General features: G+C 48.9%; 17 protein-coding genes and 1 other RNA gene. 7 read left to right on the top strand and 11 right to left on the bottom strand.

Going from position 1 to position 16,195, the window contains the following annotated elements; translation table 11 throughout:
* Nucleotides 1–34: 34 nt before the first annotated feature.
* Both fahA and hmgA read right to left on the bottom strand, forming a co-directional pair.
* A complete protein-coding gene (gene fahA / locus C1H71_RS07185) occupies nt 35–1,345 on the bottom strand; it encodes a fumarylacetoacetase (protein ID WP_130105938.1) in 1,311 nt (436 codons plus the stop codon).
* 434 nt (nt 1,346–1,779) lie between these two features.
* The gene (gene hmgA / locus C1H71_RS07180) at nt 1,780–3,072 is read right to left on the bottom strand and encodes a homogentisate 1,2-dioxygenase (protein ID WP_130105937.1); all 1,293 of its coding nucleotides are present in this window, start codon (nt 3,070–3,072) and stop codon (nt 1,780–1,782) included.
* A gap of 95 nt (nt 3,073–3,167) precedes the next feature.
* Here hmgA and C1H71_RS07175 point away from each other — a divergent pair, with 95 nt between their 5' ends.
* Nucleotides 3,168–3,944 (top strand): IclR family transcriptional regulator, encoded by a 777-nt coding sequence (locus C1H71_RS07175; protein WP_223146009.1) that lies wholly within the window; start codon nt 3,168–3,170, stop codon nt 3,942–3,944.
* Nucleotides 3,945–4,038: 94 nt separating this feature from the next.
* Here the strand turns inward: C1H71_RS07175 and C1H71_RS07170 are convergent, their stop codons facing one another.
* Nucleotides 4,039–4,377 (bottom strand): 2Fe-2S iron-sulfur cluster-binding protein, encoded by a 339-nt coding sequence (locus tag C1H71_RS07170; protein WP_130105936.1) that lies wholly within the window; start codon nt 4,375–4,377, stop codon nt 4,039–4,041.
* Nucleotides 4,378–4,441: 64 nt separating this feature from the next.
* Between C1H71_RS07170 and C1H71_RS07165 the strand changes: the two genes are divergently transcribed.
* Nucleotides 4,442–5,665: an HD-GYP domain-containing protein gene (locus C1H71_RS07165; RefSeq protein ID WP_130105935.1), complete on the top strand. Its 1,224-nt coding sequence runs from the start codon at nt 4,442–4,444 to the stop codon at nt 5,663–5,665.
* A 258-nt stretch (nt 5,666–5,923) separates the two neighbouring features.
* On the opposite strand, the gene C1H71_RS07160 is transcribed toward C1H71_RS07165, so the two are convergent.
* The gene (locus C1H71_RS07160; protein WP_130105934.1) at nt 5,924–6,511 is read right to left on the bottom strand and encodes a protein-methionine-sulfoxide reductase heme-binding subunit MsrQ; all 588 of its coding nucleotides are present in this window, start codon (nt 6,509–6,511) and stop codon (nt 5,924–5,926) included.
* Nucleotides 6,512–6,831: 320 nt separating this feature from the next.
* Between C1H71_RS07160 and proB the strand changes: the two genes are divergently transcribed.
* On the top strand, nt 6,832–7,959 hold the full coding sequence (gene proB, locus C1H71_RS07155; RefSeq protein WP_223146008.1) for a glutamate 5-kinase: 1,128 nt from the start codon (nt 6,832–6,834) through the stop codon (nt 7,957–7,959).
* A gap of 154 nt (nt 7,960–8,113) precedes the next feature.
* Here proB and C1H71_RS07150 read toward each other — a convergent pair whose 3' ends face one another.
* The 7 genes from C1H71_RS07150 to C1H71_RS20620 all read right to left on the bottom strand — a co-directional run bounded on the left by C1H71_RS07150 (nt 8,114) and on the right by C1H71_RS20620 (nt 13,634).
* Nucleotides 8,114–8,671 carry a CNP1-like family protein gene (locus tag C1H71_RS07150; RefSeq protein WP_130105932.1) on the bottom strand — a complete coding sequence of 186 codons (558 nt, stop codon included), beginning with the start codon at nt 8,669–8,671 and terminating at the stop codon, nt 8,114–8,116.
* A gap of 34 nt (nt 8,672–8,705) precedes the next feature.
* A complete protein-coding gene (locus C1H71_RS07145; protein ID WP_130105931.1) occupies nt 8,706–9,683 on the bottom strand; it encodes a cation diffusion facilitator family transporter in 978 nt (325 codons plus the stop codon).
* A 1-nt stretch (nt 9,684) separates the two neighbouring features.
* Complete coding sequence (locus C1H71_RS07140) at nt 9,685–10,971, bottom strand: ATP-binding protein (RefSeq protein WP_130105930.1); 1,287 nt, start codon at nt 10,969–10,971, stop codon at nt 9,685–9,687.
* Nucleotides 10,968–11,633 (bottom strand): response regulator, encoded by a 666-nt coding sequence (locus tag C1H71_RS07135; protein ID WP_130105929.1) that lies wholly within the window; start codon nt 11,631–11,633, stop codon nt 10,968–10,970. The genes C1H71_RS07140 and C1H71_RS07135 overlap by 4 nt, the downstream gene beginning before the upstream one ends.
* Before the next feature lie 45 nt (nt 11,634–11,678).
* Nucleotides 11,679–11,951: a PepSY domain-containing protein gene (locus C1H71_RS07130; protein WP_130105928.1), complete on the bottom strand. Its 273-nt coding sequence runs from the start codon at nt 11,949–11,951 to the stop codon at nt 11,679–11,681.
* A 101-nt stretch (nt 11,952–12,052) separates the two neighbouring features.
* The gene (locus C1H71_RS07125) at nt 12,053–13,003 is read right to left on the bottom strand and encodes a cation diffusion facilitator family transporter (RefSeq protein ID WP_130105927.1); all 951 of its coding nucleotides are present in this window, start codon (nt 13,001–13,003) and stop codon (nt 12,053–12,055) included.
* A gap of 346 nt (nt 13,004–13,349) precedes the next feature.
* Nucleotides 13,350–13,634, bottom strand: a complete 285-nt coding sequence (locus C1H71_RS20620; RefSeq protein WP_188053640.1) for a PepSY domain-containing protein — start codon at nt 13,632–13,634, stop codon at nt 13,350–13,352.
* 205 nt (nt 13,635–13,839) lie between these two features.
* Between C1H71_RS20620 and C1H71_RS07115 the strand changes: the two genes are divergently transcribed.
* The 4 genes from C1H71_RS07115 (at nt 13,840) to rnpB (ending at nt 16,191) form a co-directional block, all read left to right on the top strand.
* Complete coding sequence (locus tag C1H71_RS07115; protein ID WP_130105925.1) at nt 13,840–14,079, top strand: sulfurtransferase TusA family protein; 240 nt, start codon at nt 13,840–13,842, stop codon at nt 14,077–14,079.
* Nucleotides 14,080–14,207: 128 nt separating this feature from the next.
* Nucleotides 14,208–15,242 carry a dihydroorotase gene (pyrC, locus tag C1H71_RS07110; protein ID WP_130105924.1) on the top strand — a complete coding sequence of 345 codons (1,035 nt, stop codon included), beginning with the start codon at nt 14,208–14,210 and terminating at the stop codon, nt 15,240–15,242.
* Nucleotides 15,239–15,742, top strand: a complete 504-nt coding sequence (locus C1H71_RS07105; RefSeq protein WP_130105923.1) for a hypothetical protein — start codon at nt 15,239–15,241, stop codon at nt 15,740–15,742. The genes pyrC and C1H71_RS07105 overlap by 4 nt, the downstream gene beginning before the upstream one ends.
* A gap of 14 nt (nt 15,743–15,756) precedes the next feature.
* An RNA gene (gene rnpB, locus C1H71_RS07100) (RNase P RNA component class A) lies at nt 15,757–16,191 on the top strand.
* Nucleotides 16,192–16,195: the final 4 nt, after the last annotated feature.

Here is a 16,195-nt window from a genome sequence, read left to right as displayed (position 1 = left end):
CGCCCAAACAACCGAGCTAACCCACCCTACGAAATTACGAAACAGCTAAAATCACTCCACGGCATTCGCCAAAGCCGATGCTTGGGTGGCCTTCTTTTTTACATCGGGCAAGCATGATAATTTCGTCGCCGTCAGCAAGAAAGCAGCGCTCTTCGCCAGAATTCAGCTTGATTGCTTGTTTGCCGCCATTGCTTATTTCCAGCAGGCTACCCAAAGAATCAGGTGTAGGGCCCGATAGCGTGCCGGTGCCGAGTAAATCACCCGGGCGCAGGCTGCAGCCGTTGACGGTGTGATGGGTAATCAGCTGGGCCACGGTCCAGTACATATTCAGTGTGTTGGATAGGCCGAGTCGATGCGGCGGTAGGCCTTGGGCTTTTTGCGCTGCGGTATGCAGCAGGACTTCTAGCTCGATATTAAAAGCGCCGCTGGCTTGATCTTCACTATTAAATAAATATGGCAGGGGTTGCGGATCGCCTTCTGGGCGGGGCGCTTGTGCGCTGCGATAAGGCGCAAGTGCTTCGGCCGTTACCACCCAAGGTGACACGGTAGTGGCAAAGTTTTTAGCTAAGAACGGGCCAAGCGGTTGGTATTCCCAAGCTTGTAAATCGCGGGCCGACCAGTCGTTTAATAGGCAGAAACCGGCGATATGTTCTGGCGCGTTTTCAATGGTAATTCCCTCGCCTTGCGGGTTGCTGCCTGCAATCCAAATACCCAGCTCTAGCTCGTAATCCAGCCTTGCTGTTGGCGTGAGCGTGGGCATTTCAGAGCCTGGTTTTAGCGTTTGCCCGAGAGGGCGGCGTACGGCATAGCCACTTGGGTAAATGGTGGACGAGCGGCCGTGGTAGCCAATCGGCACATATTTGTAGTTAGGCAGCAGGGGATTATCTGGGCGGAATAGTTTGCCCACGTTCACCGCGTGGTGAATGCCGGTGTAAAAATCGGTGTAGTCGCCAATCTTGGCGGGTAGGTGCATGGTGCAATCAGCCGCTGGGCGCAGCAGTGCCTCGCCTTGGGCTTGCAGATTTTTGAGCTGTGGATAATCGGCATCCAGCAACTCTAATAAACGCTCGCGCAATGCCAATCTTGCCGTGCTTGGCAGGGCAAAGAAGGCATTCAGCGATTTACCACTGGCGGCTTGGGCGGCGGTTTGGGCTACGCCAGTGAAGAGGCTATTTTCTAATGCAGTTTGTAAATCAAAAATAACATCACCGATGGCAACGCCGCCGCGTGGTGGCAGGCCTTGTGGGCTAAAGATACCAAACGGTAGGTTTTGTAGCGGAAAATCACGGTGCTCGTTTGCGGAAGTAACCCAGCTGCGGCGATAAGAAGTGGCGGTAGAGGTCATCAGGGATTCCGTTGATCTTAGGTGGATAAAAATATCCCAAAGCTGTTGAATGAAAGCAAGCAAAACCCTAGCAGCCTGTCGGACTTAGCATCAGTCAGCTGCAAAATCACCTGATCGGCCTATATTTCACCAGATTTTTGACCAATAACTCGTTATTGGCGCTGCAAATCCGGCAAAATCTGGCCTCGATCATGCAATTTTTCGCTTCGACCGTCTAAGTCCGACAGGCTGCTAGTCTTGAACCACGGAGGACAAGGAGATACACGGAGAAGGGCAGCCGTTTTAGCTGCTGTCCTTAGTTTCGTAGGCGTATCTTTGGGATACGCCAAACGACATCACTAAGCGACCTTTAGCAAATTTAGATTTTCTCTGTGAAACGCCGTGTTCTCTGTGCCCTCTGTGGTTTAAGACTTGGGTTTCCCCTGCATCAATGATTAAATCTGATTTTTATTAAATGTTTTTGGCATGTCTGCCCAGCAATCGTCGTAGTTTGCTTGTAGCTGGCTGCATTTCATAGCGTATTGGCTAGGGCGGATGACCGCGTGGGTTTCAATCATAAATGCCATCGTGCGCTCTATTTTTTGCGGTTGCAATTCAGTGGCGCTGGCATTGATAAATGTTTTGGCATCCGGCCCGTGTGCGCTCATAACATTGTGTAAAGAAGCGCCGCCTGGCACAAAACCACCCGCTTTTGCATCGTACTCGCCACGGATCAGCCCCATAAATTCATTCATAAGATTACGATGAAACCAAGGTGGGCGGAAGGTGTTTTCAGCTACCATCCAACGTGGAGGGAAAATAACGAAGTCCGCATTGGCTTGGCCGGTAATGGCAGAGGGTGAGGTGAGTACGGTAAAGATGGATGGATCAGGGTGGTCGTAACTCACGGTGCCTATGGTGTTGAAGCGGCGTAGATCATATTTATACGGCACGCTATTGCCGTGCCAAGCCACTACATTGAGCGGTGAATGGCTAAGCTGACAGGCCCAGAATTCACCTAAAAATTTTTGTACCAAAGTTGTGGCTTGATCGATGTCTTCATAAGCAGCAACCGGCGCAAGAAAATCACGCGGATTAGCTAAGCCATTACTACCAATCGGGCCTAGATCTGGAATACGTAGCGGTGAGCCGTGGTTTTCGCATAAATAACCACTGGCGTTGCTGTCTAATAGCTCGACACGAAACTTCATTCCGCGAGGAATCACCGCGATTTCTTCGGGCTCTATTTCTAAGATGCCTAGTTCTGTCACCAAGCGAATACGGCCTTGTTGTGGCAGAAATAAAAACTCGCCATCGGCGCTAAAAAACACTCGCTGCATCGAAATATTGGCGCGGTAGAGATGAATCGATACGCCTTCGGGCGAGTCACTATTCGCCGCCATCGTCACTAGGCCATCAATAAAATCAGTGGGCGTATTAGGCAGTGGTAGCGGATCCCAACGTAGGCGATTGGGGGTAATGGCCGCTAATGTACTATTGGGGCGCTGGCGCTCTAGGCGTTCAAATTTGCTATGCGCAGCTGAAGGCAAGATGCGATACATCCAAGTACGGCGCAGCTCGGCGCGGGGCACAGTAAAAGCACTGGTAGAAAACTGCTCTGGGTATAAGCCATAAGGGGCTTTTTGCGGCGAGTTTTGGCCGCTAGGTAAGGCACCTGCTAATGCCTCGCTAGCAAATTCATTCCCAAACCCAGAAAGGTAAGACAAAGTACTTGTATCGTGTGGCATGGTGCCCCCTTTTACGTTGTGCGTAATATATTTACGCAAAACATAATTTGATTTTAAAAAGTCGTCAAGTTATAAACGCGCTTTATGGCGTTTAAGTGGCAAACAACATGGTAATGGCAGATCGTAGGCAGAGCGTGGGCTCGGCCGAGGTGGCGGCACAGGTTTTAAAAGCACTGGCTGATTTGGCTCCCAGCACCTCGCTCTCTCGCTTGGCGGAGTATTTGGCCATGCCTGCCAGTAAAGTGCATCGTTACTTACAGGCCTTGATTGCCACCGGTTTTGCCGAGCAGGATGCAGGCAGTAATCGGTACGCACTGGGCCATGAGGCGCTGCGGGTGGGCTTGATTGCGTTGGGTAAAATGGATGTGCTAAAAGTCGCAACGCCTTACCTGCTGCAACTACGTGATCAACTGAATGAAACGGTGTTTTTTGCGGTGTGGGGTAATAAAGGTGCGACGGTGGTGCAGGTAGAGCAGGCGCTTAGATCTATCAGCTTGATTACCCAAGTAGGATCGGTATTACCGCCGTTTAAATCGGCCACAGGGCTGGTGTTTAGTAGCTATCTGCCAGCGCAGGAGGTGCAGCTCTTGCAGCAGGAGGCGGGCTTGACCAAGGGGGCGCTGCAGACGCTTAATTTGCAATTAGCAGAGATCCGCGCTCAGGGCTGGCACAGTATTCAAGGCTTATTGATTTCTGGTGTAGATGCCATCTCTGCCCCAGTATTTGATGCTCGCCAGCAAATTATTGCGGTGGTTACCGTAGTGGGAGCGGCATCGTCTGCCCTGCAGCCCGCAGCAGATAGTAATTTGGTGCAAAGGCTGCTGCAAGCCACCCAAGCGATTAGCTGCAGAATGGGGGCCGTGCAGATTTAAATCCAAATTTTGAGCGACAGAGAGCATGGTGCGCACAGAGAAAACCCCGCTAAGTACATTTTCCTGTGGTTCAAAATTTGGGTTTTAAGCCGCTTTAAACATAAATCGTTAAATCACTTTTGATTTGAATATGGCAGGCTAGGCGGATGAGGGCTGGGGTGTCGGGGATGCTTAGGGGGGAGTCTGCTGCTAGCCCTGCGTGGCGGGCCATTACGTTTTTTTCTTTGGCTCCTAGCATCACCATTGCGCCGCTGCCAGCGTGTTCTAAGCGTACTTTACATGCTCCACAAGTGCCTTGGCCGCAGCGCCAAGCCAGTTGTAATTTTCCATCGTTGACTAATTTTCTGACAGAAGTTATCAACATGCTATCAGGTTCGGCAGTCACTTCCAGACGGCTGGACTCCTGCGAATTGATAAAAGTAAGTGTGTACATGAGCGAGAAGTGAGCCTTAGCTCTAAGATGAAGTTAATGACCTTCATTGTATCTGCAAGCCGCCATGATTAAAAAAATCCCCTCATCAGTATTAAAAATTGGCATGTATATCCATGATCTGAATGTGGATTGGATGGACCATCCATTTTTGCGTAAGCAATTTGTGGTAAAAACGGAAGAAGACTTACAAAAGATCATGGCATCGGGCGCGCATGAGGTTTACATCGATACCGACCGTGGCTTGGATTACGCCCATGCCCCAACGGTGGATGAAGTAAATGCAACTATTGAGGCGGAAATGGTTTTGGCCGCTACTGCCCCTGCGCCGGTAATTCAGGTTTCTACAACAGAAGAAATGTCGCGCGCTAAAAAAATTCATAAGCAGGCTCATTCATTGGTGCGCACGGTGATGCAGGATGCGCGGATGGGCAAAGCGATTCATATGGATGATGTAGAAGAAGTCGTTGAAGCAATTACCGATTCTATTTTAAGAAATAGCAGTGCTTTATTGGGATTGTCTGGAATTAAAGATAAAGACGAATATACTTTTTTGCATTCGGTAAGCGTGTGTACTTTAATGGTTACGTTTGCAAAAAGTATGAATTTTCCCTCAGAGCTAATTCGGCAAGCGGGTATAGGTGGATTATTGCACGATACCGGCAAAACAATGGTACCAAACGAAATATTAAATAAACCAGGCCGATTAACAGAGGCAGAGTTTGAGGTAATGCGCTCACACCCAATGGAAGGTTTTAAGATTTTGTCGCAAGTGGATTCAATTGGTGATATTCCATTAGAAATTACCCTACATCATCATGAGCGTATGGATGGTAGTGGCTATCCGCATAGATTGCCAGGGGAAAATATTACTCAATTAACGCAAATGGCATCGGTAGTGGATGTATATGATGCAATTACTTCGGATCGTTGTTATCACAAAGGCATGCCGGCCTCGGAAGGATTAAAAAAACTTTGGGAATGGAGTAAATTTCATTTTAACCCAACGCTAGTGCAAGCCTTTATGCGCACGGTGGGGATTTACCCTGTAGGGTCTTTAGTTAAATTAGAATCTGGCCGTTTGGCCGTGGTGCTGGAGCAAAATGAAGGTAATTTATTAATGCCAAGGGTAAAAGCTATTTTTAGTACTAAGGCAAATGCTTATATTACCCCAGTAGAAATTAATTTGGCTAAACCCATGGGCTTGGGTGGGGCGGATAAAATTACGGGTCATGAATCGCCAGAAAAATGGAATATCGACGTTTCGCGGTTTTTGATTCCACCAAGTTGACATCAATAAAAATATGTAAATATCGATTAAATAGAGAAAACCAGAGAGAAGAAGTTGCTGAATGATTCGCTAGAAACGTGTATTAAGTGTGTGTTTTTAAGTTTCTGCTGCTTAATGCACTTAATTCCCGCTCTTGGATAAATAACTCGAAGGCGGGATAAGCAAATCACGGCTAAAAGCACAGAGTAGAGCTGCAAAATATAAGAAATTTATTAGCATATTTCCTTTGTGCACTTTGCACTCCTCCATTCTCTGAGCCTATGTATTTTTTTGCAGTTTAGCCTTATCAAAACGCCTTGCAAAGGGTGTGCGCATTAAAAATAAAATCGCCAATATCCCCGCATAAATTAACGGTGTTGTTAAATCCTTTTTTACTAACCAAAAGTAATGCAATACACCTAAGCTGGCAATTAAATAAACCAGCTTATGTAATGCTTGCCATTGCCGTTTTAATTTTTTAATTGCAGCTTGATTTGATGTTGCCGCGAGTGGAATTAATAATATAAAAGCTAAAAAACCAATCGTTACAAAAGGGCGCTTGATTACATCGTGCAAAATGGCGGCAGGGTCTAAACCATGGTCAAACACAAAGAATGTGACTGCATGGATAAAGGCGTAAAAAAACACATAGAGGCCAAGCATACGGCGGTAGAGCAGGAGCTTGCCATAGCCTGTTAAGCGGCGTAACGGCGTTACACAGAGGGTAATCATTAGAAAATTTAACGCCCAAGTGCCGGTTTGGCGGGTTAAAAACTCAATAGGATTAACCGCTTGCCCTGTAGAAATAGCAATCCAAAGCAGGGGCAGCAAGCAGGTAATAAAGAGAATGGGTTTACTAAAGCGCATCGTGGCAAGCTCGATTTTAAGGGGGATTAGTGGTTTAGTCGGCTGATTGTGCTTGATCTGACAAGGGTAGAGGGGATTAGTGCATTTTGAAAGCGTTTGGACTTAGCGAGTCATGAAAACTTCATCTTTCGTCATAATGCTGTGTTGCGCATTAAAAAATATACTTAGATATCAAATATATACAACATCAATTTTTTACTACGGGCCTCGTCTTATTTGGAAATATAGTTTTTTCGAGACTCCTGTAGTTTTTTGTATCAAAACAAAGCAGTTTGTGATCGTTTCTAGGATAATGCGAGGCCTTGCTTAAGGAAATGGCTATGTCGCAAAGCATTATTCACGCAGCACACCGCATTGTGGTGAAAGTTGGCTCCAGCTTAGTTACCAATGAAGGTCGCGGCCTAGATCACGCGGCCCTTTTGCGTTGGGCGGAGGAAATTGCCGAAGTATCAAAAATGGGCAAGCAAGTGTTGCTGGTCTCCTCTGGCGCAATCGCCGAAGGCGTGGCGCGTTTGGGTTGGACACAAAAGCCGACGTCAGTACACGAAAAGCAAGCTGCTGCGGCGGTTGGGCAGATGGGATTGTGCCAAGCGTATGAAAGCGCATTTCGCCAGCATGGTTTAAAAACTGCGCAGATTTTACTGACGCACGAAGACTTAGCCGACCGCACCCGCTATTTAAATGCCCGCTCTACCCTGATGACGCTGCTAAATCTGGGCGTAATTCCCATCATTAATGAAAACGATAGCGTCGTCACCGCCGAAATTAAATTTGGTGATAACGATAGCTTAGGTGCTTTGGTGACCAATCTGATTGAAGGCGATGCGCTGATTATTTTGACCGATCAAAGTGGCTTGTTTACCACCGATCCACGTAAAGACCCAGATGCCCGCTTGGTAGAAGAGGCCGAGGCTGGGGACTTGCATTTAGAAGAAATGGCTGGCGGTGCGGGCTCTAGTGTGGGCACGGGCGGGATGTATACCAAGATTATTGCCGCTAAACGTGCAGCGCGTAGCGGTGCTTCAACGGTGATTGCCAGCGGGCGCGAGCCTAGCGTATTGACTCGTTTAGCTTTGGGTGAGCGAATTGGCACTCAGCTAACTGCTCAATCCACACCGTTGGCCGCCAAAAAACAATGGATTGCCGATCACTTGCAGCTTAAAGGCAGCGTGGTGCTGGATGCAGGCGCGGTGCGTGCCCTGCGTTTGCATGGCTCTAGCCTGCTGCCGATAGGCGTAAAAGAAGCGCTGGGTGATTTCTTACGTGGGGATGTGGTGAGTTGTGTGGATAGCACGGGGCTAGAAATTGCTCGAGGCATGGCCAATTACAGCGCCGCTGAAACCCGCCGCATTATGTGTTTACCCACTGGGCAGATTGAAGCCACTTTGGGTTATATTGATGAATCAGAGCTGATTCATCGGGATAATATGGTGCTGATGGGGGCTTAGCCAAGCAAGATGGTCAAGAGGTGATCCTGCCCATTGCTTGCCTTTATTCACGTAACCGAGCGGATTGCTCGTAGACTTTGCATCCTTGCAAATTAAGCTGCGATTGGGCGTTCTGTATTATCGAGTGCGCCCAATCGCTATTTCATATTCTAAGTTACCGAACAATCTTAAGCGGTACGTTAGATGTCATGGCATCGACGATTTTTTCTACTGAGGTGGGCGCGCCGCCCCAGCAAAACTCTTTGGCTAATTTGTATTGATAGCCATTGCGTTTATCTTTAAAGATCAGCTCCCAAGGCCGGTTGAGGTTTTGCCATTGATCGCCGCTTAAATAGGCATAGCTGCGATATTGATTGGTTTTGCAATCAATGCCTTCAAAGCTAACATTTCTTACACTGCTGCCCTTGCTGGTTACGGCCGCTGCATAGCGAATAATTTCATCTTCACCGATTACAATCCCATCTAGCGCTACTTCAAATTTATTCATTCTGGAATCGTAATTGGCAACAAATTCCTGCCATTTTTCGAGTTTTTTAGGATCTGGCTTGGTGAATTCTTTTTCTTCAGGCGCAGGCAGTGGTGTGTCTTTCAGTAGACGTGAAATAGTAGTCCCGCCGGTATGTTCTACTCCTGGTGGGGTGCTATTGCTGAATTCGGAGGCGTTGGCAAGGCAAGGCAAGGCAAGCAGGGCGACTAGAATAAAACGTTGCATATTAATCCTTAAACAAAGATGTACAGCTGGCCTGTCAATGTGGGATGCGGCGGATAGGAATACTACGCGTGGGGCGAATACTAAACCATGTGGCTTGCAAGGTAATATGTTGGATGCCGTAGCGCTCGCCTAGCATATGGTTGATATGTTTAAGCTGCAAGGGCCACGTTTCTGGCTTTTCGATCACAATATGTGCAGAGAGCGCCACTTTGTCGCCAGATATATTCCAAACATGTAGGTCATTGACCTGCACCACGCCTTTTTCTGTGGCGAGGGCGTTGCCGATTTCTTCTAGATTTAACTGTTGTGGCACGCCTTCCATTAACACATGGGTGGTCTGGCGAAGTAGATTCCAAGTTGAGCGCAAAATCAGCATGGATACAAAAACCGATAAAATAGGATCAATGGCTTTCCAGCCAGTAAAGTAAATGACTGCGCCAGCGGTAATCGCCGCAACCGACCCTAGTAAATCGCCCAGCACATGAATCATCGCCGCACGGCTGTTTAGATTGTCATGATCGTGCGATAGCTGCCAAGCAGAGATGATGTTCACCAGCAGGCCAATCACCGCAATAATCATCACCCCCATGCCGTTCACGGGCTGAGGATGCATTAAGCGGCTGATCGCTTCCACCACAATCCATACCACCAGTGCAATCATCACCAAGCTATTGATCAGTGCGCCGATCACCTCCGCCCGCGCATAGCCATAGGAGTTTTCTGCATTGGCGGGGCGCTGGCCAATTAAGTTGGCGATTAGCGCCAAAAGCAGCGCGGCGCTATCGGTAAACATGTGGCCGGCATCTGAAATTAGCGCCAGCGAGCCAGTCATTACCCCACCTACCAGCTCAACAACGCCAAAACCACCGGTGATAATCAGCGCCAGTAATAGCCTTTTTTGCGAGCTGGGCTTGCCGTGATTATGGTGGTGATGCGCATGATCAAAGGTGTGATTGTGATGCTCGTTATGCCCACCTGGCTGATCGTGCGGGTGCTGGTGTTGAAGCGGCATCTTATTTTTCCTGACTTATAGTGATTTGAAAGCCATTTTTGCTGCTCATTGTGACGGCGGCTTGATGCAGCTCGGCAATTCTATGCACAATCGATAAGCCTAGCCCTGCGCCTGTTTGGCTTTGGCCTACGGGCCTGAAAAAACGCTCACCAAGACGGGTAATGACATCAGCGGGAACGCCGGGGCCATTGTCGCTAATGCAGATGGAATTTTGCTTGATCCTGATCGTTATTTCAGCGTTTTCACCTGCATAACGTTTTGCGTTGTCGAGCACATTGCGCAGCAATAGGGCCAGCAACCCTGCGTGCCCATGCCAAGTTGAGGCGTTTTCTGCTTGCAGGCAGGTTTGCGCTAATCCAGCGTCTTGGAGTGCTTGCTTGGCCAACTGCACCATATCAATGCTTAGCTCGGTTTTAATGCTTGCGTAGTCTAAGCGGGCCAGCTCCAATAGTTGCGCTACTAAATGGGTGCCACGGTCTACGCCAAGCAGGGCCTGTTTGAGTGCTTTTTCGCGGGTTTCTGGCCTTGGGCTGCCTTGGGCTAGCTCGATTTGCACGCGTAATCCGGCTAGCGGCGTGCGTAGCTCGTGTGCAGCATCGGCAGTAAATCGCCGCTCTTTTTCTAAGGTGGCGCTCACTTGAGCAAAGAGTGTGTTGAGCCGATCGCGCAATGGGGCGATTTCGCGTGGCACGGCGAGGGTGAGCGCTTCCAGATTATCGGGCGCACGGCGGGCCAGCTCGGCATCGACGGCACGCAGTGGCAGTAATCCTTGTCGAATAGCCAAGAGCAGCAGTGGCAATAGAATGGCCAAGGCAATCATGGCGGTGATACCTAGATATTCAATGATTTCATCAATCAACTGCTCGCGCTTTTGGTGTGGCTCGCCCACGATAAGTTGCCGCTCATCATTTTGGCGAACGGCTATTTCCCAACGGTGATCATCCAGCGTGATGGTGCGGGTTTTTTTCTCATATTCGGTTTGAAAGGGCAAAACATGCTCACTGCTGGAGAGCAAAAGCTTGCCTTCACTGCTGTAGAGGCTAAAAACCACACGGGGTAAGTGATCGGGCTTGCCACTGATTAAGATTTTTAAATCGTCGCTGTCGTCTAGGCTTTGCCAAAGCAGCTCGGTATAAACATAAAGCTGTTTATCCAGTAGCTCGCTGACTTCATCGTGGGTTTCATAAAGCAGAACCGCGCTGAATGCGGCCCAAGTGAGCGAAGTGAGTAATAGCACCAGCAGCGTTAGTCTTGTGGCGAGCGATGCGCTTTGTAGCCAAAGTCTCATTCTTTTTCTTCCAAACGCCAGCCCATATTACGGGCATTTCGGATCACCACATTGTGTAGTTTTTTGCGTAAATGTGAGAGATGCACATCCAGAGTGTTACTTTCAATATCCTGCTGCCAGCCGTAAAGCTTTTCTTCGAGCTGTGGGCGTGATAAATAATGCGGATGATTCGCCATTAACAGATGCAGCAGGCGGTATTCCATCGCAGTCAGGTTGAGCATCTGGCCCGCTTGTTGCACTGATTGATGAGCAGGATCGAGTGCCAAATCTTGCCAGCATAGCTCGCCATCGCGCTTGCCTTTGCCTCGGCGCACCAAGGCCCGTACCCTTGCGCACAGCTCGCCCAGGGCAAAGGGCTTGATTAGATAATCATCTGCTCCAGCATCAAGGCCTTTGATGCGATCTTCAATACTGTCTCTGGCCGTGAGCAGCAGCACCGGCAGATGGCCGCGCTCACGGCGTATCCACGCCAGAAGCTGTAAGCCATCCATACGCGGCAGGCCGATATCCAGCACCACGCCATCAAAGCTATGTTCGGTCATTAGCGCTAATCTTGCCGATTCGCCATCTTTTAACCAGTCGACTACAAAGCCTGCGTCAGTTAAGCCCTCGGTAATGCCATCACCTAGGAGGGCATCGTCTTCAACCAGTAGTAAGCGCATATTTATCCTTGATGGCCCTCTACTGGCTTTAGCAGAAGAAGGGGATTAATTGTCTAATTTAGATCTAACTAAGTCTAAGGTTTTTGGATCGAAATAAACGTCTACTTTTTGGCCTTCTTTATTCCAACCTTCAATCTTGTAACAATTGCCAGATTCTTTAAATTCTTTCACCTTGTAGCCCATAGCTACAATTTTGGTGTGGGCTACGCTGCCAGCCAACCATTCGGCTTTGGGATGGGTGGTGCAGTAGTTGTAGTCAGCCATACTAAAAGAAGAGGCAGCCAGCGTGGCGATGGCAAGTAATAGGTTGATTTTCATGGTGATTCCTTCGTAGTGGTAAAAGGGTGTGAGTGCATTTCACCATGCCATCATTAAGCTAAACTTAAGCTTGTATCAATGTGTGTCTTTTTTTCTTTCTCTCAATGATGATTTTTTGACACCTTAAGCACAGGCTGATGATCAAGATCGGGCCGCTTAGATGGATCAATATGGGTCATCAGGTTTAATACCCTGTGCCGCTGCAGTACGCGCTTTCTGGCCTCTACTGCGATATCATGACCCGCCTCAACGGTCATTTGTGCGGCAACTTCTATATGGGCGTCCATCACAATCATGTCGCCCATTTTGCGCGTCCGCAGATCGTGTACGCCCAGTACGCCCGGCGTGCTTAATAGCGTTTGTTTGATTGCTTGAACTTCATCGTCGTCGGCTGCTCTGTCCATTAAATCGTGCAGGGCATCCCAGCTAAAGCGCCAGCCCATTTTGCTGATCATAAAGCCCACTAAAAGCGCCGCAATCGGATCCAGAATCGGGTAACCAAGCAAATTACCCATAATGCCGAGGCTCACCACCAGCGACGATGCCGCGTCCGAGCGGGCGTGCCAAGCATTGGCGATCAGCATGCTGGATTTCACCCGTTTGGCCACGCTCAGCATATATCTAAATAGCAGTTCTTTAGCAATAAGAGCCGTACCCGCTACCCACAGCGCGATGATGTGTACTTTTTGAATAGTCTCAGGCTCTTCAAGTTTATTAAACGCAGCCCAAAGCATGCCAATGCCCACTGCCAGCAAAATCAGGCCAATAATCAGTGAGGCGGCGGTTTCAAAGCGTTGGTGACCATAAGGGTGATCTTCATCCGCATCTTTTTTACTGTGATGCCCAGCAAAAAGCACCACGCCATCGGCCACCAGATCAGAGAGTGAATGAATCCCGTCGGCAATCAGTGCCTGAGAATGAGCAAACAGGCCAAGCACAATTTGCGCGCTGGCCAAAATAATATTAACCAGCACGCTGACCCAAGTGCTACGGGTGGCGGCTGACGCATGATTGCGGGCTTCAGTTTGGGAGGTCAGATCGGAATGGGGCATTGTTTTATCCTTACTATCTGATGTTACGCAGGCCTTTAGGTGGAATGCGCTCTGCAGCTGATTGGGAAAATCCTAACCCATTGATTTTTCATAATGGGTTCGTAACATCAGTTACTCATGTGGCGGGGTAAGTTATTGAGTATCCCCGCTCAACTCTGATGCTTTAGCTAAGACGTATTTTTGCATAAATATAGAGTAAGTGATCTGCAGATAATCGAAAGGCTGTTAGGGGGCTCTGCAAGTAAAAAGTGCAAGCTTGCGTAGATAGCAAAGTTGCACCGTGTTGCAGAAGAATCTGGGAGCTAAGAATGTGTGGGCAAGCCGCTCCCAGTTCTTAATAAGGAAATTAACGATCGAGTTCGGAGCGTACAACGGCCAGCGTTTTAGGGTCGAAAGCGACCTCTACTCTTTGCCCAGCTTTATCCCAGCCTTCAATTTCATAGCAAGCGGCTGTTTCTTTGAATTCTTTGACCTTGTAACCCATGGCCACGATTTTGGCATGGGCATCGCTGCCTGCTATCCATTCAGTTTTTGGCGCCGTTGTGCAGTGGAAATAGTCTTCATAGCGGTCGGCCATGGCCAAGGAGGAGATGGCTAAGGTGCTGATGGCAAATAAGTTGATGATTTTCATATTTTTCTCTCTGGAGTGTGAATGAGGAAGGGGATTAAACCGTAACACTATGAAGCGAAACTTAATTGCAGGTAAGTACTTGCTAATTGGTATTTTTCCCCTTTTATGATGTTTTTTTCCCGAAGTGACTACTACTTCTGGCACGTGATTACAGTGGGGCTTGACTTGCTTGCTACAATAGACTTTTCCCCGCCTAGAGACAGCCATGTCCAGCCGCCCAGAGCACCAGCAAGCCGCTGATTTAAGTGGGCTTAATTGCCCCTTGCCTATTTTGCGTACTAAAAAAGCGCTGGCCACTATGCAAAGTGGTGAAGTGCTGCATGTCATTTGCACCGACCCCGCCACGCCCACTGATTTCACCGCCTTTTGTCGCCAGACCGGCCATGAGTTGATCGAGACCTGGCCACAAGAGAATAAATTTTTGTTTTTGATTCGCAAACGCTAAGAGTCAGGCCAAACATGTTTACCTGCTGATGTTACGCAGCCTTTGAAAATTGCGAACTAAAAACCTTTGATGAAGAGCATAGGGTGCTAAACATCAGTTACTCATTCATAAAGACAGAGAATAAAAATATGAGCAAATCAATCACAATTATCCGACCTGATGACTGGCATCTGCATTTACGCGATGGCGATTTAATGGCTGCCGTTTTGCCCCACACCGCTCGCGAATTCGCCCGTGCGATTGTGATGCCGAATCTGAAGCCGCCGGTTGCAACAGTGGATGCGGCATTTGCTTATCGCCAACGGATTTTGCAAGCTCTGCCTGCAAGTGTGCAGTTTGATCCGATGATGGTGCTGTACTTGACTGACCATCTCACGCCGGAAGAAGTGGTCAAAGCCAAACAAAGTGGCTTTGTTAAAGCCGTGAAGCTTTATCCGGCTGGGGCCACCACGAATTCAGATTCTGGAGTGACCAGTTTTGATAAAGTGATGCCAGCCCTAGAGAAAATGTCCGAGCTGGGTTTGCCTTTTTTACTCCACGGTGAGGTCACCGATTCGCATGTCGATGTATTTGATCGTGAAGCGGCATTTATTGATAGCGTACTGATGGTGCTACAACAGCGTTTGCCTAAGTTAAAAATTGTGTTTGAACATATCACCACCAAGCAGGCGGCTGAATATGTACTGAAGGCGGGCGACAATATTGCCGCCACGGTAACCCCGCAGCACTTATTAATGAATCGCAATGCGCTGTTTACTGGCGGGATTCGCCCGCATCATTACTGCCTGCCAGTACTAAAACGTGAAGAGCATCGTCGTGCGCTCTTAGCTGCAGTGACATCGGGAAGCAAAAAGTTCTTTTTAGGCACCGATAGTGCACCTCACGCAAAGCACACCAAAGAAGCCGCCTGTGGCTGCGCGGGCATTTACTCCGCCCATGCTGCGCTGGCTTTATACGCCGAGGCCTTTGAATCGGTGGGGGCGCTTGATTTACTCGAAGCGTTTGCTTCTAAAAACGGCCCCGCTTTTTATGGTCTGCCAGAAAATACCGATACGGTGACGCTGGTCAAAGAAAGCTGGACAGTGCCTGAGAGTTATCCATTTGGCGAGCACAATGTCGTGCCTTTACGTGCTGGGGAAGAAATCCATTGGAAGCTAGTTTGAAACAGAATTTGAAAACAAGCCTAACTCACCGCGGCATCAGTAAATTAAGCTGGTGGTTGTTTGGCGCGGCGATGATTGCTGCCGCATGGTGGGGCCAGCCGTTAGTCGATTCAGTGCATTTTGAGAATCATTTTTTTGGCGTGTTTTGGTATTCCATGATCGCGCTAGGGTTGATGTTTTGGAGCCTGCCTAGTGAGCAATTTACCGATGGCAAGCTGCTGGAGCGCCGTACCATGCTGCTAGGCTTGTTGCCGCTTTGGCGTAAGAGTGAACCAGTTAGCGGTTTTGAGCGGGTAGAACTAACACAAGAGCCCAATGTTTTTGGTAAAGACAGCGTTTGGTTAAGCTTAATTACAACGGAGGACGGGGAAACAAAGCGCCGCTTTGTGTTTGCTTATTTCCCTGCCAGCCATCGTGGAATCGCTAAAGCGCAGCAAATGGCCGGTGATTTATCACAAATAAGCGGTTTGCCATTTGCACAAGCAGCCACAGAGGTGTGATAATCCGCCGCTGCGGAGCAGGCTAGACAGTCGCTGCCATACTTTTAGGGTATGGGGGAGGAAAGTCCGGGCTCCATAGGGCAGGATGCCGGTTAACGACCGGGCGTTGCAAGGCGACGGAAAGTGCAACAGAGAGCTGAACCGCCGATGGCCCAAGTTAAAAGCCTTTATTGATACAAGGCCGGATTGGGATCAGGTAAGGGTGAAAAGGTGTTCCCGTCAGGGATGCAGGCCGCAAGGTTTGTCGGTAAGAGCGCACCGCGGACGTGGTAACACGGACGGCAGGGTAAACCCCATCCGGAGCAAGACCAAGCAGTAGACGTTGAGGTGGTCCGCCGAGTCTACGGGTAGGTTGCACGAGCCCAGTAGCAATGCTGGGCCTAGAGGAATGACTGTCACCTTGGGGTAACTCAAGGCTACAAAACCCGGCTTATCGGCCGGCTCCGCAACCGA

Origin of the sequence: Iodobacter fluviatilis, assembly GCF_004194535.1 — a bacterium.
GTDB classification, from domain to species: domain Bacteria; phylum Pseudomonadota; class Gammaproteobacteria; order Burkholderiales; family Chitinibacteraceae; genus Iodobacter; species Iodobacter fluviatilis_A.
Note: the sequence above shows the minus strand (reverse complement) of the source record. Positions and strands in the feature narration are given on the sequence as shown.